The organism is Synechocystis sp. CACIAM 05, from assembly GCF_010222815.1.
Taxonomy (GTDB): Bacteria; Cyanobacteriota; Cyanobacteriia; order Cyanobacteriales; family Microcystaceae; genus Synechocystis.
Genome location: NZ_CP019225.1, coordinates 990,033 through 1,012,316, shown reverse-complemented (window position 1 = coordinate 1,012,316; position 22,284 = coordinate 990,033). Strand labels below are relative to the sequence as shown.

General features: G+C 46.4%; 18 protein-coding genes and 1 pseudogene. 14 read left to right on the top strand and 5 right to left on the bottom strand.

Features of this window, described 5'->3' with window-relative positions; all coding sequences use genetic code 11:
- Positions 1–202: 202 nt before the first annotated feature.
- The 7 genes and pseudogenes from BWK47_RS04765 to BWK47_RS04735 all read left to right on the top strand — a co-directional run bounded on the left by BWK47_RS04765 (position 203) and on the right by BWK47_RS04735 (position 9,329).
- Complete coding sequence (locus tag BWK47_RS04765) at positions 203–1,252, top strand: anthranilate phosphoribosyltransferase family protein (protein ID WP_162327762.1); 1,050 nt, start codon at positions 203–205, stop codon at positions 1,250–1,252.
- Between the two features lie 135 nt (positions 1,253–1,387).
- Positions 1,388–2,728, top strand: coding sequence for a CmpA/NrtA family ABC transporter substrate-binding protein (locus tag BWK47_RS04760; protein WP_010872122.1), 1,341 nt, complete (start codon positions 1,388–1,390; stop codon positions 2,726–2,728).
- An 85-nt stretch (positions 2,729–2,813) separates the two neighbouring features.
- Positions 2,814–3,641 carry a nitrate ABC transporter permease gene (gene ntrB / locus BWK47_RS04755; RefSeq protein ID WP_162327761.1) on the top strand — a complete coding sequence of 276 codons (828 nt, stop codon included), beginning with the start codon at positions 2,814–2,816 and terminating at the stop codon, positions 3,639–3,641.
- Between the two features lie 74 nt (positions 3,642–3,715).
- Positions 3,716–5,728, top strand: a complete 2,013-nt coding sequence (locus BWK47_RS04750) for a nitrate ABC transporter ATP-binding protein (protein WP_162327760.1) — start codon at positions 3,716–3,718, stop codon at positions 5,726–5,728.
- 54 nt (positions 5,729–5,782) lie between these two features.
- Positions 5,783–6,607, top strand: a pseudogene (locus BWK47_RS04745) (nitrate ABC transporter ATP-binding protein); the annotation flags it as partial.
- Between the two features lie 263 nt (positions 6,608–6,870).
- Complete coding sequence (locus BWK47_RS04740) at positions 6,871–7,140, top strand: DUF1830 domain-containing protein (RefSeq protein ID WP_162327758.1); 270 nt, start codon at positions 6,871–6,873, stop codon at positions 7,138–7,140.
- 44 nt (positions 7,141–7,184) lie between these two features.
- Complete coding sequence (locus tag BWK47_RS04735) at positions 7,185–9,329, top strand: molybdopterin oxidoreductase family protein (protein WP_162327757.1); 2,145 nt, start codon at positions 7,185–7,187, stop codon at positions 9,327–9,329.
- A gap of 15 nt (positions 9,330–9,344) precedes the next feature.
- On the opposite strand, the gene BWK47_RS04730 is transcribed toward BWK47_RS04735, so the two are convergent.
- On the bottom strand, positions 9,345–9,821 hold the full coding sequence (locus tag BWK47_RS04730) for a DUF29 family protein (RefSeq protein ID WP_162327756.1): 477 nt from the start codon (positions 9,819–9,821) through the stop codon (positions 9,345–9,347).
- Between the two features lie 34 nt (positions 9,822–9,855).
- Here BWK47_RS04730 and BWK47_RS04725 point away from each other — a divergent pair, with 34 nt between their 5' ends.
- On the top strand, positions 9,856–10,323 hold the full coding sequence (locus tag BWK47_RS04725; protein ID WP_162327755.1) for a nitrate reductase associated protein: 468 nt from the start codon (positions 9,856–9,858) through the stop codon (positions 10,321–10,323).
- Positions 10,324–10,398: 75 nt separating this feature from the next.
- Here the strand turns inward: BWK47_RS04725 and BWK47_RS04720 are convergent, their stop codons facing one another.
- Positions 10,399–12,879 carry a hypothetical protein gene (locus tag BWK47_RS04720; RefSeq protein WP_237269823.1) on the bottom strand — a complete coding sequence of 827 codons (2,481 nt, stop codon included), beginning with the start codon at positions 12,877–12,879 and terminating at the stop codon, positions 10,399–10,401.
- A gap of 164 nt (positions 12,880–13,043) precedes the next feature.
- Between BWK47_RS04720 and BWK47_RS04715 the strand changes: the two genes are divergently transcribed.
- Together BWK47_RS04715 and BWK47_RS04710 are read left to right on the top strand one after the other, a co-directional pair.
- Positions 13,044–13,952 carry an FkbM family methyltransferase gene (locus BWK47_RS04715; RefSeq protein WP_162327753.1) on the top strand — a complete coding sequence of 303 codons (909 nt, stop codon included), beginning with the start codon at positions 13,044–13,046 and terminating at the stop codon, positions 13,950–13,952.
- Positions 13,953–14,155: 203 nt separating this feature from the next.
- Positions 14,156–15,112: a glycosyltransferase family 2 protein gene (locus tag BWK47_RS04710; RefSeq protein ID WP_162327752.1), complete on the top strand. Its 957-nt coding sequence runs from the start codon at positions 14,156–14,158 to the stop codon at positions 15,110–15,112.
- A gap of 42 nt (positions 15,113–15,154) precedes the next feature.
- On the opposite strand, the gene lysS is transcribed toward BWK47_RS04710, so the two are convergent.
- The 3 genes from lysS to def form a co-directional block, all read right to left on the bottom strand.
- Complete coding sequence (gene lysS, locus BWK47_RS04705; RefSeq protein ID WP_162327751.1) at positions 15,155–16,687, bottom strand: lysine--tRNA ligase; 1,533 nt, start codon at positions 16,685–16,687, stop codon at positions 15,155–15,157.
- 55 nt (positions 16,688–16,742) lie between these two features.
- A complete protein-coding gene (locus BWK47_RS04700) occupies positions 16,743–16,940 on the bottom strand; it encodes a hypothetical protein (protein WP_010872112.1) in 198 nt (65 codons plus the stop codon).
- Positions 16,941–17,055: 115 nt separating this feature from the next.
- Entirely contained in the window at positions 17,056–17,619 is a 564-nt protein-coding gene (gene def / locus BWK47_RS04695) for a peptide deformylase (RefSeq protein ID WP_010872111.1), read from the bottom strand.
- A gap of 129 nt (positions 17,620–17,748) precedes the next feature.
- Here def and surE point away from each other — a divergent pair, with 129 nt between their 5' ends.
- The 4 genes from surE to ftsH4 all read left to right on the top strand — a co-directional run bounded on the left by surE (position 17,749) and on the right by ftsH4 (position 22,240).
- Complete coding sequence (surE, locus tag BWK47_RS04690; protein WP_162327750.1) at positions 17,749–18,426, top strand: 5'/3'-nucleotidase SurE; 678 nt, start codon at positions 17,749–17,751, stop codon at positions 18,424–18,426.
- A gap of 47 nt (positions 18,427–18,473) precedes the next feature.
- Positions 18,474–19,136: a Uma2 family endonuclease gene (locus tag BWK47_RS04685; RefSeq protein WP_162327749.1), complete on the top strand. Its 663-nt coding sequence runs from the start codon at positions 18,474–18,476 to the stop codon at positions 19,134–19,136.
- A 48-nt stretch (positions 19,137–19,184) separates the two neighbouring features.
- On the top strand, positions 19,185–20,222 hold the full coding sequence (hypE, locus tag BWK47_RS04680; RefSeq protein ID WP_162327748.1) for a hydrogenase expression/formation protein HypE: 1,038 nt from the start codon (positions 19,185–19,187) through the stop codon (positions 20,220–20,222).
- A gap of 131 nt (positions 20,223–20,353) precedes the next feature.
- Positions 20,354–22,240, top strand: a complete 1,887-nt coding sequence (gene ftsH4, locus BWK47_RS04675) for an ATP-dependent zinc metalloprotease FtsH4 (RefSeq protein WP_162327747.1) — start codon at positions 20,354–20,356, stop codon at positions 22,238–22,240.
- The last annotated feature ends 44 nt before the right edge of the window (positions 22,241–22,284 follow it).

Sequence of the window (22,284 nt, the reverse complement as noted above, 5' to 3'; positions counted from 1 at the left end):
AGCAACAATATTAAAGATTACAGAGGAGTGAGAGCTTGGCTCTGTCTGCTTCCATTGTACATAAATACTCTGTTTTTTCGTGCCTAAGGGTTTTCCAGCCTTGCAAAAGTTGATCGGTAGCCAAAATCACCTTTGTCCCCTGGGTAAAAAGCTATAAAAAATCTTTGCGAAGCACACCTAAACTGCCCATTTTTGCGGAACTATGAGCAAGGAATTTCGAGAGCTATTAAGAAAAGTGGGTAGTGGTCCCCATACCAGCAAAAATTTGACCAGGGAAGAATCGGCCCGGGCCATGGAGTTGATGTTAACTCAGGAAGCTACCCCGGCCCAGATTGGTGCTTTTTTGATTGCCCATCGTATTAAACGCCCCACAGGAACTGAATTGGCAGGGATGCTGGATGCCTTTGAGCAATGGGGACCCAAAATTCCTGCCCTTAGCTCTGGTCAAACGGTAATTGTGCTTAGTCAACCCTACGATGGCCGAGATCGCACCTGTCCCCTGGGACCCCTCACAGCCCTGGTACTGGCAACGGCGGGTTGTCCGGTAATTCAACATGGCGGCGATCGGATGCCCACAAAGGAAGGAATTCCCCTGGTGGAGTTGTGGGAAGGGCTAGGGGTGAATTGGCGATCGCCATCTCTGTTGGCCATACAGGATATTTTAGAAAAAACTAATGTGGGTTTTGTTTATCTGCCCAAATATTTTCCTGAAGCCCAGAAGTTGGTAATTTACCGGGAAGAAATCGGCAAACGCCCTCCCCTGGCAACCCTAGAGTTAATTTGGGTTCCCTATGCGGGTAAACACCATGTGGTGCCGGGGTTTGTCCATCCCCCCACGGAAAATATGATTGCTGAGGCTCTCAGTCTACGAGGCGTTAGTACATTCACCACAGTGAAAGGTTTGGAAGGAAGTTGTGATTTGCCCCAGGAACGCACTGCCATCATTGGTTTGTACGATTTGACCAAGGCAGAAAATGCCCTGACCCGTTTGCGACTCCACGCCGCCGATTTTGGTCTGGGGGGGAAAAATCCGGTCTGGACTAATTTGGTTGATTATCTTGAGTTGGCCCAAGCCACTTTGAATGGGGAACAAACTCCCCTGCGGTCAGCCCTAATTTGGAACAGTGCTTTTTATCTCTGGCAACATACGGATGCTCCCAATCTAGAAACGGCGATCGCCAAAGCGGAAAAGCTCATTGACGACGGCCTGGTCAAACAACAATGGGATCGACTGCAGTTATATGCAAAATAAGCCAGCACCAATGCAGTAATCGCATGAAAATTAATTATTAGTTACAAACTATACAAATGTTAACAGGAAAAAAAACGAGTCTAGGGGAATGATTGTCAGCCACTATCCTTTCTGGCTTTAGTTATTGCCTACACTATGAGTAATTTTTCCCGAAGCACCCGACGCAAGTTCATGTTTACCGCAGGGGCCGCCGCCATTGGAGGAGTGGTTCTCCATGGTTGTACTTCCCCCACCACCACATCCACCGGGACGGGTACAGGGTCCAGCACGGACCAAGCCATTAGTCCTTTAGTCGAGGGGGAGAATGCCCCGGAAGTAACCACCGCCAAATTGGGCTTTATTGCCCTAACCGATGCTGCCCCGTTGATTATTGCCAAGGAAAAGGGTTTTTACGCCAAATATGGCATGCCGGATGTGGAAGTGTTGAAGCAAGCTTCCTGGGGTACTACCAGAGATAACCTCGTATTGGGTTCCGCCAGTGGCGGTATTGATGGGGCCCATATTCTTACCCCCATGCCTTACCTCATTACCATGGGCACTGTAACCGATGGAAAACCAACCCCGATGTACATTTTGGCCCGCTTAAATGTCAATGGCCAAGGCATTCAGTTGGGCAATAATTATAAAGACTTAAAAGTGGGTACCGACGCTGCTCCCCTCAAAGAAGCCTTTGCCAAAGTAACGGATCCTAAAGTGGCCATGACTTTTCCTGGCGGCACCCACGACATGTGGATTCGCTACTGGTTAGCCGCTGGAGGCATGGAACCAGGTAAAGATTTTTCTACCATTGTGGTTCCCCCCGCCCAAATGGTGGCCAACGTTAAAGTTAATGCCATGGAGTCTTTCTGTGTTGGTGAACCATGGCCTTTACAAACTGTTAACCAAGGAGTCGGCTATCAGGCATTAACCACTGGTCAACTTTGGAAGGATCATCCCGAAAAAGCCTTTGGCATGCGGGCCGATTGGGTAGATCAGAATCCCAAAGCTGCTAAAGCGTTGTTAATGGCGGTGATGGAAGCCCAGCAATGGTGTGACCAGGCAGAGAATAAGGAAGAAATGTGTCAAATTCTCTCTAAACGGGAATGGTTTAAAGTTCCCTTTGAAGACATTATTGACCGCTCCAAAGGTATTTATAACTTCGGCAATGGCCAAGAAACCTTTGAAGATCAAGAAATTATGCAGAAATATTGGGTCGATAATGCTTCCTATCCCTATAAAAGTCATGACCAATGGTTTTTAACTGAGAATATTCGCTGGGGCTATTTGCCAGCGAGTACGGACACCAAAGCCATTGTGGATAAAGTCAATCGCGAAGATCTATGGCGAGAAGCAGCCCAGGCGTTGGAGGTACCAGCAGATCAAATTCCCAGTAGTCCTTCCCGGGGAATTGAGACTTTCTTTGACGGCATAACCTTCGATCCAGAAAATCCCCAGGCCTATCTGGACAGCTTGAAAATTAAGTCTATTAAAGCTTAGTTCCCAGTGATTTGCCCCCTGGGGAAAAGTACCCCCTTGACTTTTGTAATTGCTGCAGTTCAATCAACTATTTCTGGTAAAAATTATGGCTAGTTCCACCGTTGGGCTCCGTCCCCGCCGCAAGAAAAATCCCCTCAGTTTCATCTACAGTCCCAAGGTTATTCGTCCCGCTGTGGCGATCGCCGTTTTGTTGGTGGTTTGGCAGATTCTCTGCTCCGGAGAAGGTTCTAATCTGCCCAGTCCCGTGCAGGTCTTAGAACAAACCTATCCTTTAATTCTCAATCCCTTTTTTGACAATGGTGGCACAGACAAGGGTTTAGGCATCCAAATTTTTGCCAGTTTAACCAGGGTGGCAGTGGGCTTCAGTGCGGCAGCGGTGGTGGGCATTGCCCTAGGCATCTTAATTGGTAGTAGCAAATTTATGTATGATGCCCTCGATCCAATTTTTCAGGTTCTAAGAACCATTCCTCCCTTGGCCTGGTTGCCCATTGCTCTGGCGGCTTTGCAGGAAGCAGAGCCTTCGGCCATTTTCGTTATTTTCATTACGGCAATTTGGCCCATCGTCATCAACACCACGGTGGGAGCCCAACAGGTTCCCCAGGATTATCGGAATGTTTCCCGGGTTCTAAAACTCTCCAAAAGCCAATACTTTTTCAATATTCTATTCCCGGCAGCAGTGCCCTACATTTTCACTGGCCTACGCATTGGCATTGGTCTTTCCTGGTTGGCGATCGTGGCAGCGGAAATGCTGATTGGTGGTGTGGGCATTGGCTTTTTTATCTGGGATGCCTATAACAGCTCCCTGATCAGTGAAATCATTATTGCCTTAATTTATGTGGGCATTGTCGGTTTATTGCTAGATCGTTTTATCGCTTTTCTGGAAAGTTTAGTGGTCCCAGCGGAGCAAAAGTGACCAAACATCCATAGGAAGGCCGTTTTTCCTAGCTACTAGTTCTCAATTTTTGATTTGTCACCCCCGGACTAACTATGATGCCCTTCATTGAAATTGATCATGTTGACCGTATTTTTCCCCTCCCCGACGGGGGGCGTTACATTGCCCTCAAAAACATTGAGCTGAAAATTAGTCAGGGAGAATTTATTTCCTTGATTGGTCACTCTGGCTGCGGCAAGTCTACCTTGTTGAACATGATCTCTGGGCTAGATAAGCCCACCTTTGGCGGGGTCATCATGGAGGGGAAAGAAATCACCGAGCCTGGCCCTGAAAGGATGGTGGTGTTTCAAAACTACTCCCTGTTGCCTTGGTTGACGGTGCGACAAAATATCGCCCTGGCTGTGAATCGAGTTCTGCGGGATCTGCCCAAACCAGAACAAGAAAAAATTATTGACGACAATATTGCCCTGGTGGGGTTACAACGGGCAGCCCATAAACGACCGGGGGAATTGTCCGGGGGCATGAAACAACGGGTGGCGATCGCCAGGGCATTATCGACCCGTCCTAAAGTTTTATTATTGGATGAACCGTTTGGGGCTTTGGATGCTTTAACCCGGGGGAATCTCCAGGAACGGTTAATGGAAATTGTCCAAGAAAGTGGCGTAACCTGCATTATGGTCACCCATGATGTGGACGAAGCATTGTTACTTTCTGACCGGGTGGTGATGTTAACCACAGGGCCCGAAGCCCACATTGGGCAAATTTTGGAAGTGCCCATTCCGCGACCCCGTCACCGTTTGGAAGTGGTCAACCATCCCAGTTACTACGCCCTGCGGGGGGAAATGGTTTATTTCCTCAATCAACAAAAACGGGCTAAAAAAGTTGGGGCGGTCAGTCAGTTTGCCGAGGCCATGGGGGGCAATGGCCTGGAAAAAATCAATCTGGACTTAGGTTTTATCCCCCTCACCGATTGCGCCCCGTTAGTGGTAGCCAAAGAGAAAGGTTTCTTCCAAAAGCATGGTTTAGAGCAAGTTAACCTGGTGAAAGAACCCAGTTGGCAGGCAATCGCCGACGGCATTCGGGAAAGACGGTTGGACGGAGCCCAAATGGTGGCGGGTATGCCCCTAGCTTTAACCTTAGGCATGGGAGGAAAAACCCCTTTACCGATGATTACTGCCATGGTGATGAGTCGTAACGGCAATGCCATCACCCTCAGCAAAAAGTTTGCTGAAGCGGGGGTAAAAACCCTCGAAGATTTACGGTTAAAGCTAGCAGAAACTCCCGATCAAGTGGCCACCCTGGGCATGGTTCACCCCGCATCGATGCAAAATCTGTTACTGCGGTATTGGCTTGCTTCCGGCAGTATTGATCCGGACCAAGATATTAATTTAATGCGCCTACCGCCGCCCCAAATGGTGGCCAATTTAGAAGCTGGTAATATTGATGGTTTTTGTGTGGGGGAACCATGGAATTCCTATGCGGTTAAACAGGATTTAGGCTATGTTATTGCCACGGATTTGGACATTTGGAATGGCCATCCAGAAAAGGTTTTAGGGGTGCGGGAAGAATGGGTTAATAAATATCCAGCTACCCATTTAGCCCTGGTTAAAGCTCTGTTGGAAGCCTGTGAATATTGTGATGATCGCCGTCATCGCCAAGAAATTCTAGACTATTTGGCATTGCCTCAATATGTCGGCACCTCCACGGAATATATCAGTCCAGGCTTTTTGACTGAATATGATCAAGGAAATGACGCAGAAGCGGAAATGTTGCTGGACTTCAATCAATTTTATGTCAAGCAATGTAACTATCCCTCCCGCAGTGAAGGGTTATGGATTCTGACCCAATTAGCCCGTTGGGGTTACATTGATTTTCCTAAAAACTGGGTGGAAATCATTGAACGGGTACGCCGTCCTGACCTATTTGGGGAAGCCTGTCGCCATTTAGGGTGGCCAGATTTAGAAGGTGATCACCACAATGTTTCCCTGTTTGATGGCATGGTTTTCACCCCGAATGATCCCCTTGGTTACATTAAACGTTTCACCATTCACCGGGATATTCAAGTCACAGAAATTCTCATCGACCAAATTGATCAAGTTAATCAATAGATCAGCTTTTTGTCGCTTCTTTTTAACCTTGAAATATCTATTTTTCTAAATGCCATGCAAACAATGAATGTCAATGACCCTACCCTGACCGAAGAAAAAAACGCTTTTTTAGCCATTGAAAATGTCAGTAAAGTTTATCCAACTGCCCAGGGGCCCTATACGGTTTTAGATGGGGTTAACTTAGAGGTAAAAGAAGGGGAATTTATTTGCATTATTGGCCATTCCGGTTGCGGTAAATCTACCCTCTTAAATATGGTGTCGGGCTTTAATCAACCCACCCAAGGCACGGTTAAGCTGAAAAATCAGTTAATTACTGCCCCGGGCCCTGACCGGATGATGGTTTTCCAAAATTATTGCCTACTGCCTTGGAAATCTGCCTATGATAATGTTTACCTGGCGGTGGAATCGGTTTACCCAGATAAATCTAAAACGGAAAAAGAAGAATTGGTAGGCCATTACCTCGAAATGGTAGGTTTAACGGAAGCGGCTCAGAAAAAACCTGGGCAAATTTCCGGGGGTATGAAACAACGGGTGGCGATCGCCAGAGCCTTAGCTATTTCCCCAGAAGTATTAATTTTAGATGAACCTTTTGGGGCGTTGGATGCCATTACTAAGGAGGAATTGCAGGAAGAGTTATTAAAAATTTGGCGGGAAAATAATCTGACCGTGTTGATGATTACCCACGACATTGACGAAGCATTATTCCTCGCTGATCGCCTAGTGATGATGACCAATGGTCCCAGCGCCAAAATTGGTGAAATTTTAGATATTCCCTTTGATCGCCCCCGCAACCGCAGTCAAATTACCGATGATCCAAAATATTATCAACTGCGGAATTATGCTCTTGATTTTCTCTTTCACCGTTATGCCCATGACGATGATGATGACCTCAAAGAAGATAAACCCAATCCCGGTTTGCTATTCAAAAAAGTTGTGGCGGGAGCCCTAGGACTAGTGGCGATCGCCTTAGTCGGGGTTGGTTTGGTGCAAACTTTTGGTTCTAAGGGTGATGGTGGCCCTACCCCCGCAGTGGAATCCATGGAAGGGTCTTGAACTATCTGGATTAGCTAAATTTTTGCCGTTGTTACCATTAATTGCCACCAATTTGTCCAACTGTCGACTTACTATTAGTTTTTAAAAAAATGTCAGTTATTAACAACTTTGATCATTCCCTCTCATCTCCTAGCAACTCGATCCATGACAGTGATAATCAGCTTTGCTACTATCGCAATAGTGGCAATAAATTACAGCAGATAATTATTGATGGCACCTGGAATAAGGAAAAACTGATTTTTCCTGGCGAACAGTTATTATTTTGGGCTAGCCCTCAGGACAAATTAACTATTAAAGTTTTTCACTGCGATCAAATATCGACCAATCGTATTAACTGTATTCATCTTTTGGTCAATTAGTGGTCAACTAATCAAATTCGCTTCAATTAACTGCCAATATTTTAATGGATTCACCAGCTATTCTTCCCACCACCAGAACCCTTTGTCCTTACTGTGGAGTTGGTTGTGGTTTGGAGGCTGTTGCTAGTCCCCAAAAGTCGGTAGTTGATGCCGGTCATGCCCATAAAATTAGAGGCGATCGCCAGCATCCTTCCAGCCAAGGCATGGTCTGCGTCAAAGGAGCTACCGTAATGGAATCCATGGATAAACAGCGATTACTTTACCCCATGTTTCGGTCAAGTTTAGATCAGCCGTGGCAACAAATTAGTTGGGAAGCAGCCCTAGAAATTGTTGTTGATAAAATTCAGCAAGTTAAACAAACTTTGGGGGTAAGTGGTTTATGTATGTACGCCTCTGGGCAAATGCAGACAGAGGATTACTACGTGGCCCAAAAATTATTTAAAGGTTGTTTGGGTACCAATAATTTTGATACCAATTCTCGTCTTTGCATGTCTTCGGCTGTGTCTGCCTATAGCCTAAGCTTTGGTTCCGATGGTCCGCCTTGCTGTTATGAAGACTTAGAAATAACCGATTGCGCTTTTTTAATTGGTACTAATACAGCGGACTGCCATCCCATTATTTTTAATCGTTTACGCAAACACCACAAACAAAATCCCCACGTTAAATTAATTGTGGTGGACCCCCGTTGTACTGCCACCGCAGAAGTTGCGGACTTACATTTAGCGATCAATCCTGGCAGTGACATTACTTTACTCCATGGCATTGCCTATTTGCTAAAAAAGTGGAATTTAATTGATCAAAAATTTATTGATAATCACACCCAAGATTTTGAGCAGTATTGTCAAGTTATTGATCATTATCCCCCGGAAAAAGTTACCCAAATTTGTGGCATTAGTTTAGAACAATTAGAAACCGCCGCTCACTATTGGGGCAATGCCAAAACAGTGCTTTCCCTTTGGTCCATGGGAATGAATCAATCTTTTCAAGGCACAGCTAAAGGTCGTTGTTTAATTAATCTCCATTTACTCACTGGTCAGATTGGGAAACCAGGCAGTGGACCTTTTTCCCTCACTGGTCAGCCCAACGCCATGGGGGGTCGGGAAGCAGGGGGATTGTCCCATCTGTTGCCTGGCTATCGTTCAATTAAAAATCCTCAACACCGCCAAGAGGTAGAACAACTTTGGCAGATTTCCCCTGGCCGTATTAATCCAGAACCAGGTTTATCAGCCTGGGAAATGTTCATGGGATTGGAAAATCAACAGGTTGGTTTCCTATGGATTGTGGCGACTAACCCTGTTGTTAGTATGCCTGATTTAGAAAGGGTTAAAAAGGCTCTGCAACAATCAACTTTTACGATTCATCAGGATGCCTATTCCCCCACTGAAACGGCAGAATACGCCCATTTGTTATTGCCAGCAGCTCAATGGAGCGAAAAAACTGGCACAATGACCAATTCAGAACGGAGAGTTACCCTTTCTCCTGCGTTTCGCTCTCCTCCTGGGGAAGCAAGACCCGACTGGGAAATTTTTGCTGAGGTAGGACGTAGATTAGGTTTTGAAAATCAATTTAATTTTGTTGATTCAGCCGCAGTACATCGGGAATATGTGCAACTAACTGCTGAAAGATTATGTGACCAATCTGGTGTCAGTTATGAAAAGTTGCAAAAGCTGGGGCCGCTGCAATGGCCCTGTCGTCAATCAGATCAAGAAAGTCAACTTTTATCAACTAAAAGACTTTACACCGACTATAAATTTTGCACAGAAAATGGTCGGGCAAACTTTTGCTTAGACCACAGTCAGGGATTAGCTGAGCCGGTCGATCCAAACTATCCTTTTGTCCTCACCAATGGTCGTCTTTATGGTCATTGGCATACCCAAACCCGCACTGGCCACATTGAGAAAATCAAAAAAATGCATCCCAAACCTATATTGGAAATGCATCCCAAGGACGCAGAAAAATTGGGTATTAAAAGTCAGGATTTAGTTGCGATTAAATCTCGACGGGGTTCTGCTCAGCTAGAAGTTCTAGTTACTAGAGCCATTGCCCCCGGTACGGTTTTTATGCCCATGCACTGGGGTTTTTTGTGGGACGATAATGCTGAAGTTAATAGTTTGACCCATGCCACTGCTTGCCCTATTTCTAAACAACCGGAATTAAAAGCCTGCGCCGTTAATATTGCACCAGTTTAATCAAACAATAAGCAATTAATTGTCAGGATAAAAATCTAAGCTTAAAATTTGGTCAGGAATATATGAGTATTGTTGAAGAAATGTTTCTTCCGGCAAGTTGGTCTCTCCCATTGCTAGATCCCTGCCATTATCATAGCCATCTGAGATAGCCTCTGATAAATAGGTTTTTAAGCTAGGATTTTCCTTAATCAACTTTAAAATATCCCGTCTTTGTACTCGAATTGTTGCCAGCCAACTGCGGCGTCTTTGCTCTGATTGGTGTTGCCATTTGAGGAGATGACCAAGCAAAATTGCTAGACGATTTCTTAATTCCTGACGCTGTTGTCTCCCCAAGCTCTCTATTTCCTCAATCAAATTTTCTAAGTCTAGTTTATGCCATTGCTGGTTACGTAGTATTTCAGTTTGCTCTTTTGTCCAGGCATAGAAATCGCTGTGGTAAGTGCTAGGTGAAGGCATTGAATTATATCCTCGCTCAACATCCAATGTTAGCATTAAAAACTAAGTTGATTTTCCTGTAACAATAACAATGTTTTTTCAATTTGAAGCTGATTTTGTTGATTCCCTCCGCTGTATTCCCATGGTTGTGCGCTATAAACTAGACACCTGTGGCGTTAAATTAAAATTAAGTCATTGGCATCAACTGAGTTTGGAACAAAGGCAGTATTTGACTGAAGCTAGTTGTGAAACACCAACAGAAGTTAGCCAATATGGGGAAAAGCTGCAAAATTGGATAACGCAATTAACTGGCAAGCCAGCTTCCACATTATCAGTGCCGGATTTACCCGATTGGTTAAATGCCAATCAAATTCCAGCTCAAATATTAACGGAGTTAAATAATAAATTACCGTCTTTGGAATCTTCCGGCATTACGTTGACTCAATGGCAATCCCTGACTCCTTTGCAAAGATTTGCTTTAATTAAACTAAGTCGTGCTGGCCACGAAAATCGTAATTTTCTGCTGGCCATCAAAGAATTTGATCTGATGCCAAGCTGACACAAAATCTACAACTCGCTAATTTATTCTCCATCCAGTGAGTTAATCAAATTAGTCCATATTAAATTTATCTATCTACTTAAAAATTGTTTGCTCCGGTTTACGTGGATAGAATTTTAAGGCGATCGCCGTAATGATCAATGTCAACCAAGCAAGAAGACTGATCAAGTTTGCCCAGATTAAGCCAGTGAATTTGACTTGGATTTGATGTTTGCCTGGACTCAGATTAAGACTGAGTAAATTAAAATCTCGATAATTAGTAAAAAATCCTTTTACCGGTTGATTATCTACCACAACTTGTTGCATTGCAGGATAATACAAAATTGGCAGTTGCACTGTGCCAGCCTCTGCGGGCATTTCAACTGGGCAGTTAGTCACAACTCCCTTTTGGTTACACATTTCCTTAGTTGCATGGACAGGTAGAAGGGTATTTGCGGCGGAAAAATCATCAAAATATAGATGATCCATTCTGATGTAAAGAGGATTGCCGCCAGTGGTTTCTCCCTCTACGATAAATTTTAATTCAAAGGCGTTGCCAGCGAATTTAACGTCGGTGAAAGGAACTTTTACTTTTAATTCTTCCTGGGTCAAAGGAATGGAAGTTAATGGTTGTTGATCAACAAAAACTATTAAATTAGCTTGGCTTTTAATTTTATCCATGGGAACTCTACCCTGTAAAACTAGGGTGGGTTTTTCCGTTTCTGGCCAGGCAGGATAGGGAATATCAACGTCAATGGGTAGGGGGCCATTAATAAATACATCCCAGGAAAGATAGCCGGGAATCCAATCGGGATGGAGAAGTTGCAACTCGGCTTTGCCATATATTTTTTCCACCGCTGATTGGGCTTTTGTGTTAACAGGAACGGCTTTGTTGGGTAAGCGATAGAGATAGTCCAAAGCGCCAGAATAACGAAAAAGGGGATCTTGTAATAATTCTTCTACTGTCACGGTGCCTCGGGGTATGGGTAACCAAGGGCGGCTAGCAATGACAATAATTAAAATACCTAAAATTAAATGACGACTGCGTAATCTTTCTCGAAAAATTAAAATAATTGCCAGTGTGGTTAGCAGTGCCCCGGACCACATTACATGGGTTAAAAAACGAAAAGTAAATTGGGTGACCCACAACTGTCGGGGCAAAAGATTCCAAATATTAACGGGACTCCACGTAAGAAATAAGGCTAGTATAAATACGCTCAGCAAAGGAATCAGCCAGGGCTGCGATCGCCATAAACGCCTAGGTAATGATTTGCCAGCAAAAACAAAGTAAATTACCGTGCCAAAGCCAGCCAAAAGAATCCAACCGACAGCGGGATGAAAACCGTAGGTAGGGGCAATGCCCAGTTCCGTTGGTTGGTGAGGCAGAGAATTGGGGGCTAGTAAATTGGCGATCGGGGTAATATCAGTAGTGTTGAAGGGATTAATGGCTTGAATCTGACGACGAATGGCTAAACTGCCAGATTCCAGAGCCACAGGAGCTAAAAAGTAAAGCGCTAGCAACCAAGCCCAGATGTAGCTCAAACTAATGTAAGTAATCCCTTTTTGCCAATGATTAGGCTTATTTTTGACTAAGAAAATGGCACCTAATAAAGCAATAAAAATAGTTGTGTAAACGAAGGTAATAATATGGGTTAATCCCAGGGCACACCAGGCCAAAGAACCTAAAATTAAATGGCGATAATGGGGATAGTAAAAAGTTTGAATAGCGTAAAATAAAACAATGGCTAAAATTCCCTGGGCGATCGCCTCGGTGAAAGCTCCCCTTGCATGGACATTATTAAGAAAATAGGGGGCGGACATATAGGTCACTCCCCCTAAAATAGCGGCAATTTGGGAACGGGTGAAGAAAAACCCAACCCGATAGATGAAAATCCCCCCCAACCATAGGGCAGACCAAAGCAAAATTTTATAGGCAGTGTAGGGATTAGTGGGAGTCAAAAATTTGTAAATTATTGCCCCTAAAAAATAGGGCAGTTGACTATAGAATTGAAAGCCAGGATAGCGAAAACCAAAATTTTCTAGAGGGGCCACCCGTAGGGGAAATTGTCCTTCCTCTAGGGCCATTCTAGCCTGGACAATGTAGCCAATATGGGAAGTGTGGTCATTAATAGAGAAAATTATTTTGGCCGACGCCATAGGGGCCATCCAAGCCAAAGCAATCAGACCTAACAAAACATAGGTAAGAATGGCGATGCGATTTTTATAGTTAAAAGTGCCAATTTTTCGCCAAATTACCATGGCGGTAACGGGTTTAATCAAATTAAATAAATATTGACGAAACGTTACTCCAAAAAGCAATAAACTCAAGATAATCAAATTACGTCTTAAGGCTTGTAAATCTGCTGCACCAAGCTTTGGTTCTAGGATCCCCCAATAGCCCACTAATCCTAAAGCTAAACCTAAGATCAGACAAAATATAGCAAGAATAAAAAAGGGGTTATTTTTCTGAATAACGAGGAATTTTAAGTTTTTAAAAATGCCGACTTCCTGATAGAGCAGAAAAAATCCAATCAATAAAATAACAGCCAAACCAAAACCGATTACAGGAATTAGCATTAGATCCAAGAATGACTCAGTTAGGGGCATTTCGGGTGACCGATAACGCCACATAATATCACAGGGGATTGCATTTTTTAGCTGACCCTAGATGGGGTTGATTTTTGTGGGAGAATGTTAGCCAACCTGAGGATAAACCATCGGATTTTTTGGGAAACGCCCCTATGCAAAAATTTTTTAAACAATTACGTCGCAAGCTTTTTGGCCTAGATGAGCAGGAAGCAGCCATGCTCAGGGCGATCGCCGACACCAATGATTTGATTGCTGGTTTACAAAAATCCTTTGATCATCTCCATTTGGATTACAGCCGGGCTTTAGTGGAAATTGTTGCCCAGAGCCAACCCCAGACTACCCTAAGCTGTGAAATTAATGGGGTTCCCCTCAGAGTTCCGGTGGGAATTTTACGGGCCTATGCCCATTGCTTGGAAACGTCCCAGGAATTTAGTTTTACCTATTGCATAGAAAGCCATTGCGTTCACTGGCTGGGGCAGCATCTACGGCCCGGGGACGTGTTTTTTGATGTGGGGGCGGCCTACGGGGTGATTAGTATTCCCTTGGCAGAAATTGTTGGTAATAGAGGCCATATCTATGCCTTTGAGCCCGCTCGCCAAACCCGTCAAAGCCTCGAACAAATCGTTAAGGGCAACCACCTGGAAAATATTACAGTTCTTCCCCTGGCGATCGCCGATGAAACGGGGGAAGCGGAATTCATTGAATATAGTACTGATAACCGTTTTTCCTGGGCGGCGGACACTTCTACCTTGGCGAAAGATGTGGAGCCCAGCCTAGATAATTATGCTACCTACGCAGTGGAAATCACCACCATTGATAAATTTGCCAAGGAAAATAATCTCCGCCCCAAAGCGATCAAAATTGATATTGAAGGTTTTGAACTTTATGCTCTCCAGGGGGCCATGGAAACATTAAAAACCTGTCGCCCCTATCTTTGCATTGACATCCACGCTGATGTGAAAACCAAACAATCGGCATTGTTGGGAGTCCAACCGTTGTTAGAGGGATTGGGTTACCGTTGCAACAGCGATGGCCATACTCTGTTTGCTAGTCCTGTGTGATCCCTATTAACCAATTAATTATCACCGTAGCTTTGGCTGGACAAACTTGCGGAGGGACAACCGGCCAGATAAAATTAGCCCCAGTTCTGAGAACCATTGGCACAGGCCTCTATTAAAATCCTGAATTATGAACGTTTAGGAAAAATACAGGCGCTCTGACCCTTTCTCGGCTTATTTTTACCGAATTTTTGGCTAAATTAACGGTGTCAACCTCTTTTTCCAGTGCCTATCGTTTGGCGGTGCTAGTTCCTTGCCGTAATGAAGCTTTGACCATCACCCAGGTTGTGACTGATTTTCACCAGCAGTTGCCCAATGCCGCCATCTACGTTTACGACAATTGTTCCACCGATGACACCGCCACCGTCGCCCAGCAAGCAGGGGCCATTGTCCGTTACGAGAAACAACCGGGTAAAGGCAATGTGATCCGCCGCATGTTTGCTGATATTGAAGCGGATATTTACATTTTGGTGGATGGGGACAATACCTATGAAGCCGAAGCGGTGGGTAGATTGATTGATCGCCTGATTAATGAGCAATTGGATATGGTGGTGGGGGCCCGGCGATCAGAGGTTAAAGACAAGGAGGCCTACCGTTTTGGCCACCGCAGTGGCAACCAACTGTTAAAGGGCATTGTGGAATTACAATTCGGAGCTCGGTTGGACGATATGTTGTCGGGCTATAGAATTTTTTCCCGCCGTTTTGTTAAATGCTTCCCAGCTATTTCCAACGGGTTTGAAATTGAAACGGAATTAACTATCCACACCCTAGAACTACGTCTGCCCTTTGCCGAAGAACCAGTGTTATACCAATCTCGCCCTTCTGGCTCCGAAAGTAAGTTAAACACCATTAGCGATGGCTTTCGGGTTTTGGGTACCTCCTTTTTACTGATGAAGGAAACCCGCCCATTCCTCTTTTTTGGTGTGTTCTTTGCCCTCTTTTCCGGGTCGGCGATCGCCTTAATGTTGCCGGTGGTATTTACCTATCTGGAAACGGGTCTAGTACCGAGATTTCCCACAGTCATCATTGCCGCTTCTTTAATGTCCTTGGGCTTTGTCTTTTTCACCTGTGGCTTGATTTTGGATTCCGTTGCCCGGGGAAGACGGGAGCTTAAGCGCATGGCTTATTTAAGAATTCCCCGAGTGGAAATTAAGGAAATCTAGGAGCCAATTAAATCCCCTCGACAGTTAGCTCCTAGGAAAATATCAACCTTCGCTGCCAGCCTCCTGATTTTTCAGCAACGGAAAGGCAATTACATCCCGAATACTGGGGGAATCGGTCAGCAACATCACCAGGCGATCGATGCCTATGCCCAAGCCACCAGTAGGGGGCATGCCGTATTCCAACGCTGTGAGGAAATCTTCATCAACGCTGTGGGCTTCCAAATCCCCTGCCGCTTTTTTAGCCGCCTGGGCTTCCAACCGACTCCGTTGATCAATGGGGTCTGTCAGCTCGGAAAAACTATTGGCCAATTCCCGACCGTAAACAAATAGCTCAAACCGTTCCACCAGCCCCGGTTTACTGCGATGGGGCTTAGCGAGGGGAGAAATTTCCACTGGGAAATCGATGATAAAAGTGGGTTGCATCAACGTCCCTTCCACTTTTTGCTCAAAAGCATGGTTTAACAAATGCCCAAGGGAAGGACAATCTTCCGGCACACCAATGCCCGCCTTTGTGGCCGCTTGTTTGGCCGTTTCCAGATCTGTAAATTGGCTAAAATCTATCCCTGTTTCTAACTGCACCGCTTCGTGCATGGTGATGCGTTTCCAGGGAGGGGTGAGATCGATTTCTTCCCCTTGGTAGGTGATTTTTAGCGTGCCTAATACTGCTTGGGCGGCGGTGGTGACGAGGGCTTCGGTTAAGGCCATCATCTCGTTATAGTCCACGTAGGCTTGATAGACCTCAATGGAGGTAAATTCAGGATTATGCCTGGTGGAAACCCCTTCGTTGCGAAAAATTCGCCCCAACTCAAAAACCTTTTCAAAGCCTCCCACCACCAATCTTTTCAGATGTAATTCCGTAGCAATGCGGAGATACAGGGGCATGTCCAGGGTGTTGTGATGGGTGATAAAAGGCCGAGCTTCTGCGCCCCCCGATTCCCCCTGTAAAACTGGTGTTTCAATTTCGATAAAGCCCTGTTCATCCAAGTAACGACGGATAGCGGCGGTAATCTGGGCCCGACGGCGAAAAGTTTGCCGCACATTGGGATTAACAATTAAATCCACGTAACGTTGACGGTAACGCTTTTCTGTATCAGTTAAACCGTGCCATTTATCCGGTAGGGGCAATAGGGATTTAGTGAGTACGGCATAGGTTTGCACATAAACTGATAATTCGCCTTTTTCCGTGCGTTTGAGGGTTCCCGTCACCCCCAATATATCCCCCACGTCAGTAATTTTTTTCAGCAGGTTAAAAGCATTTTCCAACTCCGGCATATGTTCCGTCAGCCGCTGTTTTTCCAGATAAAGTTGGATGGTACCGCTCTCGTCCTGGAGGGTAAAAAAGGCTAATTTTCCCATCACCCGCCGTGCTAAGATTCGGCCGGCGATCGCCACTTTGAGGTCCACTTCTTCGCCGTTGCTTAGATCCCGATAGGTTTCCTGTAAATCCTGAGCTTGGTGGGTAATTTCCCAGGTGTAGGCATAGGGATTGAGGCCGAGTTGCCGCAATTGTTCCGCTTTTTCAAGCCGGGTGGCACGGATTTCTTCAAGGCTGGAGTGGGAATGGGAATCGGCCATAGTGGAGTAAACGGGAAAAATTGAAATGAAATGATATTAAATACTAATAAACTACCTACTTCATGTTGGCCCTGGTATCCTGCACCGCAATCCAAAAGAAAAGGGCTGTCAGGGGAATACTGCCCAACAAAATGGCCGTGGTGGTCGTACTGCCCAATTCCGGTTGCCCCGATGACAGTTCAAATACGCAGCCCACAGCGGCGATCGCCGACACACAGGAAAGGAGCAGAAGAATACCACTTTTAGGGGTCACAGAAAAATAGCCTCCGGAGCAATGGAACGGACAACAGTTCAGTTTACCGTTAAGCGGGGGCTAGGGTTGAGCCGGGGAAGTGAAGACTTTTTTCAGATGGCCTGCTAACTAATACTCAAGCAACGGGCTTAACTGCCTGCATAGAAAAACCTTCTTTCTTTAAAGATTCTGCTAAGGCTAAAGGATTATCCACCCGGTCTACAAACATAACCCCATTCAGATGGTCCATTTCATGTTGAATTACCCTGGCGGTTAGCTCAGCAAAAAGGCGTTTTTGGGGCCGGCCATGCTCATCTTTATAGGTCACTTCGATCGCCCGGGGCCGGGTCACATCCATGTAAACATTGGGCACACTCAGACAACCCTCTTCCACCACACAAAGTTCTTCGCTAGTGCGGGTAATTTGGGGATTAATCATAATCAAAGGCGGTTCATCGGGCTTATCCTGTTCACAATCTACCACCAGTAGTTGTTTGTTAATGCCTACCTGGGGAGCGGCTAAACCAATACCATTGGCACTGTACATAGTCTGCAACATCTCCTTGGCCAATTTGCGAATGCTGTCATCCACCTTGGCAATGCGCTTGGCCGGTTGTCGGAGCACCTTGTCCCCTAGGTAATGAAGTTCTAAAGGGGGACGATCAACTTTTTGCTTTTCAACGAGGATGGTGGCAGTCATGGACGTTCTACGGGCCTATCTCAACAATGGGGTCTTGGACTACATCTTAACAAAATCACGGCCTGGACAATTTTCGCTATGGTTTAAAAGGTTTGCTTACCGTTGCCCGTTTGACTAGTTACACATCCTATGAATTTTTTGCTCACCAATGACGATGGCATTGATGCTCCTGGTATTGAAGCTCTCTATGAAGCCCTTGGTAAACGGGGCGTTTGGGTGGCTCCCAAAAATCAACATTCCGGCTGTGGCCATAAGGTGACCACTGACCAGGCGATCGCCGTGGAACAGAGAGGCAAAAATCGTTACGCAGTGGATGGCACTCCGGCGGACTGTACCCGGTTGGGAGTGGTTCATTTTTACCCAGAAGTGGATTGGGTAATTGCCGGCATCAATGCGGGGGGCAATATGGGCATTGACTCCTACTTATCTGGCACAGTGGCAGCAGTGCGGGAGGCCGCTATCCTTGGCCATAAGGCGATCGCTATTTCCCACTGGATTAACAAACCCCGCACCATTAATTGGGCCTGGGCTTCCCATTGGGCCAGTGCTGTCTTCAATACCCTTTGGCAACAGGATTTACCCCCCCAACATTTTTGGAACGTCAACCTCCCCCATTGGCAAAGCGGCGATCCAGAACCGGAGGTTATTTTTTGTGAACCCAGTCGGGATCCTCTGCCCGTGGCATTCACCATAGAAGGGTCGAATTTCTTTTACCGGGGAGAATACAGCCAGCGACCACGGCAACCCGGCTCAGATATTGACGTTTGTTTTTCCGGCAACATTGCCATCACTCAGTTGAGAGTTTAAGCCGATAAGATATAAGCAAAGTTGCCCATTTTAGGAAACTTAAGCAAATGGTTATCGCCCCCCATCGCACTATTATCTACCCTGACAGCGACGGCCAACCCATGGCAGATAATACTGAACAGTTCCAGTGGATCGTTTTACTCAAGGAAAATCTGGAGTGTCTTTTTGCCCAGGACAACAGTGTTTTTGTGGCCGGGGACCTACTCTGGTATCCCGTGGAAGGGCATCCTGAAATCCGTGTGGCCCCCGATGCCATGGTGGCCCTAGGGCGGCCCAAGGGAAAACGTGGTTCCTATCGCCAATGGGAGGAAGATAATATCGCCCCCCAGGTGGTATTTGAAATCCTCTCTCCCGGCAATCGTGCCAAGGAAATGATTCGCAAATTACAGTTTTATGAACGCTACGGGGTGAATGAGTATTACGTTTATGACCCCGATGACAACGAATTAACCGGACTGCAGCGGGGAAAGAACGGATTAGAGGTGATTGAGACCATAGAAGATTGGACTAGCCCCCTCCTGGGCATTCGCTTTTTCCTCACCCCCGATACCCTGGAGATTTATTATCCTGACGGGCGTAAGTTTCTTACCACGGTGGAGCTTAATCGAGAAATGGTCAAAGAAAAGCAACGGGCTAACGAAGAACAACAAAGGGCCGATCGCCTAGCGGCCAAGCTGAAGGAATTAGGCGTTGATCCTGAGGAAATTTAAGTTCTTGGCCGTAATTGTTACATCATGCAACAAAGAGATTAGCTGCCAGTGAACTTAGTCTGTCCCGTTCCCCTTGATCGTTATCCCCAGGTACTGTTAGCCCACGGCGGCGGCGGTAAGTTGAGCCAACAATTACTTAAGCAAATTTTTTTACCGGCCTTTGGCACTTCCGAAACGGGTAGTCATGATGCGGCGGTGTTTGCCGTCAACCAAGGTGCTTTAGCTTTCACTACTGACTCCTACGTAATCAATCCCCTCTTTTTTCCTGGGGGCGATATTGGTTCTTTGGCAGTCCACGGCACCGTTAATGACCTCGCCATGGCGGGCGCAACTCCCCGCTACATTAGTGTTGGTTTTATCCTCGAAGAAGGATTGCCCATGGAAACTCTGTGGCGGGTGGCCCAATCCCTAGGGCAAGCGGCGAAAAATTGTGGCGTGGAAATTGTTACTGGTGATACCAAAGTGGTGGACCGGGGTAAGGGAGACGGCATTTTCATCAATACCAGCGGCATTGGTTCCCTCGACCATCAACAAACTATCCATCCTAATCAGGTGCAGGTAGGCGATCGCCTGATTTTGAGCGGTGATTTGGGGCGTCATGGCATGGCCATTATGGCAGTGCGTCAAGGATTAGAATTTGAAACCACCATTGAAAGTGATTCAGCCCCGGTTCACAGGGAAGTACAGGCATTATTGTCGGCAGGAATACCGATTCACTGTCTGCGGGATTTAACCAGGGGGGGATTAGCTAGTGCGGTTAATGAAATTGCCCAAACCGCCGGAGTGACCATGGTTTTACGGGAAACGTTAATCCCGGTGGAGGCCGAAGTACAAGCCGCCTGTGAACTGCTGGGTTTTGATCCCCTCTATATGGCCAATGAAGGAAGATTTTTGGCCATTGTGCCCCCAGAATCAGAACAGAAGACCGTAGAAATTTTGCAAACTTTCCATCCCCAAGCCACGGCGATCGGTACAGTAACAGGCAAAAGTGCACAAACCTTGGGGTTAGTCAGTCTGGAAAGTTCCATTGGTGCCCCCCGGTTGCTAGATATGATCAGTGGGGAACAATTACCCCGTATTTGTTAGGACTCCAATCCCCAAGCCCTAGACTGAAAACCATCGCCCAAAAATATCGCCTTGCCTTAGGGATATGATGGGGAAGGGCCGATCAACCCGATCGCCGGATTTTTCTTGTTCAGTTACTCTTCTCCCAACCCATGGCCATCAAACCCCAACCCCAATGGCAACGTCGCCTTGCTAGCGTCCTGCTGTGGGGCTCCACCATTTATCTGTTAGTGAACTTGCTTGCCCCGGCATTATTTGGCTCCCAGCCACCTCAGGTGCCCTACAGTCTTTTCATTGACCAGGTGGAAGGGGACAAGGTAGCCAGCGTTTATGTGGGACAAAACGAGATTCGCTATCAACTTAAACCGGAAGCAGAGGATGAGGGTAAAGAAAAAGCCGCCGAGGGGCAAATTTTAAGAACTACTCCCATTTTTGATCTGGAGTTACCCAAGCGCTTGGAGGCTAAGGGCATTGAGTTTGCCGCTGCTCCCCCAGCAAAAAATTCTTGGTTTGGCACCCTTTTAAGTTGGGTTATCCCTCCGCTGATTTTTGTTGGTATTTGGTCATTTTTCTTGAACCGAAATAATAACGGTGCTCCCGGTGGAGCTTTGGCCTTCACTAAAAGTAAAGCGAAAGTTTATGTGGAAGGGGACTCCACTAAAGTCACCTTTGACGACGTGGCCGGGGTGGAAGAAGCCAAAACGGAATTGAGCGAAGTGGTGGATTTTCTCAAATTTCCCCAACGTTACACCGCCCTGGGAGCAAAAATTCCTAAAGGCGTATTGCTAGTCGGGCCTCCCGGTACAGGCAAAACCCTACTGGCTAAAGCGGCGGCGGGGGAAGCAGGGGTGCCATTTTTCATCATTTCTGGTTCTGAATTTGTGGAGTTATTTGTGGGCGCAGGGGCCGCTCGGGTGCGGGATTTATTTGAGCAAGCCAAAAAACAGGCCCCTTGCATTGTCTTCATTGACGAATTGGATGCCATCGGTAAATCCCGGGCCAGCGGTGCTTTTATGGGTGGTAACGATGAGCGAGAACAAACCCTCAACCAACTGCTGACGGAAATGGATGGGTTCAGTGCGGCGGGGGCAACGGTGATTGTATTGGCGGCCACTAACCGCCCGGAAACCTTGGATCCAGCTTTACTGCGTCCTGGTCGTTTCGATCGCCAAGTGTTGGTAGACCGGCCAGATTTGGCGGGCAGGCTGAAAATTTTAGAAATTTATGCCAAGAAAATTAAATTGGACAAAGAGGTGGAGTTAAAAAATATTGCCACCCGTACCCCTGGTTTTGCCGGGGCTGACTTGGCTAACTTAGTCAACGAAGCGGCATTGCTAGCGGCCCGGAATAAGCAAAATAGCGTCACTGAAGCTGATTTTCGTGAGGCGATCGAACGGGTAGTGGCCGGTTTAGAGAAGAAAAGTCGGGTGCTTTCGGATAAGGAGAAAAAAATTGTTGCCTACCATGAAGTGGGCCACGCTTTAGTGGGGGCAGTGATGCCCGGCGGTGGTCAGGTGGCGAAAATTTCCATTGTGCCCCGGGGGATGGCCGCCCTGGGTTATACCCTACAGATGCCCACAGAAGACCGCTTTTTGTTAAACGAGTCTGAGCTACGGGACCAAATTGCCACTCTGCTGGGGGGAAGGGCCGCCGAAGAAATTGTTTTTGATAGCATCACCACTGGCGCGGCCAATGATTTACAACGGGCCACGGACTTAGCAGAACAGATGGTCACCACCTATGGCATGAGTAAGGTTTTGGGCCCCCTCGCCTACGATAAAGGTCAGCAAAATAACTTTCTGGGGCAGGGCATGGGTAATCCCCGGCGCATGGTCAGTGACGACACTGCCAAAGAAATTGACCTAGAAGTCAAAGAAATCGTTGAGCAGGGCCATAACCAAGCTTTGGCAATTCTGGAGCACAATCGAGATTTACTAGAGGCGATCGCCGAAAAAATTCTCGAAAAAGAGGTCATTGAAGGGGAAGAACTACATCACCTATTGGGCCAGGTTCAAGCTCCTGCCACCCTAGTGGCATAAGGAACTTGCTTTTTTGCTCCCTTTAAAAACCTGTTTGCAAAGTT

What these genes read in the sequence shown, in the direction of transcription:
- BWK47_RS04760 (WP_010872122.1), top strand. Translation starts at nt 1,388, where the DNA reads ATGAGTAATTTTTCCCGAAGCACCCGACGCAAGTTCATGTTTACCGCA.
- BWK47_RS04720 (WP_237269823.1), bottom strand. Translation starts at nt 12,879, where the DNA reads ATGCTAATTCCTGTAATCGGTTTTGGTTTGGCTGTTATTTTATTGATT.
- BWK47_RS04750 (WP_162327760.1), top strand. Translation starts at nt 3,716, where the DNA reads ATGATGCCCTTCATTGAAATTGATCATGTTGACCGTATTTTTCCCCTC.
- BWK47_RS04725 (WP_162327755.1), top strand. Translation starts at nt 9,856, where the DNA reads ATGTTTTTTCAATTTGAAGCTGATTTTGTTGATTCCCTCCGCTGTATT.
- ntrB (WP_162327761.1), top strand. Translation starts at nt 2,814, where the DNA reads ATGGCTAGTTCCACCGTTGGGCTCCGTCCCCGCCGCAAGAAAAATCCC.
- lysS (WP_162327751.1), bottom strand. Translation starts at nt 16,687, where the DNA reads ATGGCCGATTCCCATTCCCACTCCAGCCTTGAAGAAATCCGTGCCACC.
- BWK47_RS04730 (WP_162327756.1), bottom strand. Translation starts at nt 9,821, where the DNA reads ATGCTAACATTGGATGTTGAGCGAGGATATAATTCAATGCCTTCACCT.
- BWK47_RS04765 (WP_162327762.1), top strand. Translation starts at nt 203, where the DNA reads ATGAGCAAGGAATTTCGAGAGCTATTAAGAAAAGTGGGTAGTGGTCCC.
- ftsH4 (WP_162327747.1), top strand. Translation starts at nt 20,354, where the DNA reads ATGGCCATCAAACCCCAACCCCAATGGCAACGTCGCCTTGCTAGCGTC.
- BWK47_RS04685 (WP_162327749.1), top strand. Translation starts at nt 18,474, where the DNA reads ATGGTTATCGCCCCCCATCGCACTATTATCTACCCTGACAGCGACGGC.
- BWK47_RS04735 (WP_162327757.1), top strand. Translation starts at nt 7,185, where the DNA reads ATGGATTCACCAGCTATTCTTCCCACCACCAGAACCCTTTGTCCTTAC.
- def (WP_010872111.1), bottom strand. Translation starts at nt 17,619, where the DNA reads ATGACTGCCACCATCCTCGTTGAAAAGCAAAAAGTTGATCGTCCCCCT.
- BWK47_RS04740 (WP_162327758.1), top strand. Translation starts at nt 6,871, where the DNA reads ATGTCAGTTATTAACAACTTTGATCATTCCCTCTCATCTCCTAGCAAC.
- surE (WP_162327750.1), top strand. Translation starts at nt 17,749, where the DNA reads ATGAATTTTTTGCTCACCAATGACGATGGCATTGATGCTCCTGGTATT.
- BWK47_RS04715 (WP_162327753.1), top strand. Translation starts at nt 13,044, where the DNA reads ATGCAAAAATTTTTTAAACAATTACGTCGCAAGCTTTTTGGCCTAGAT.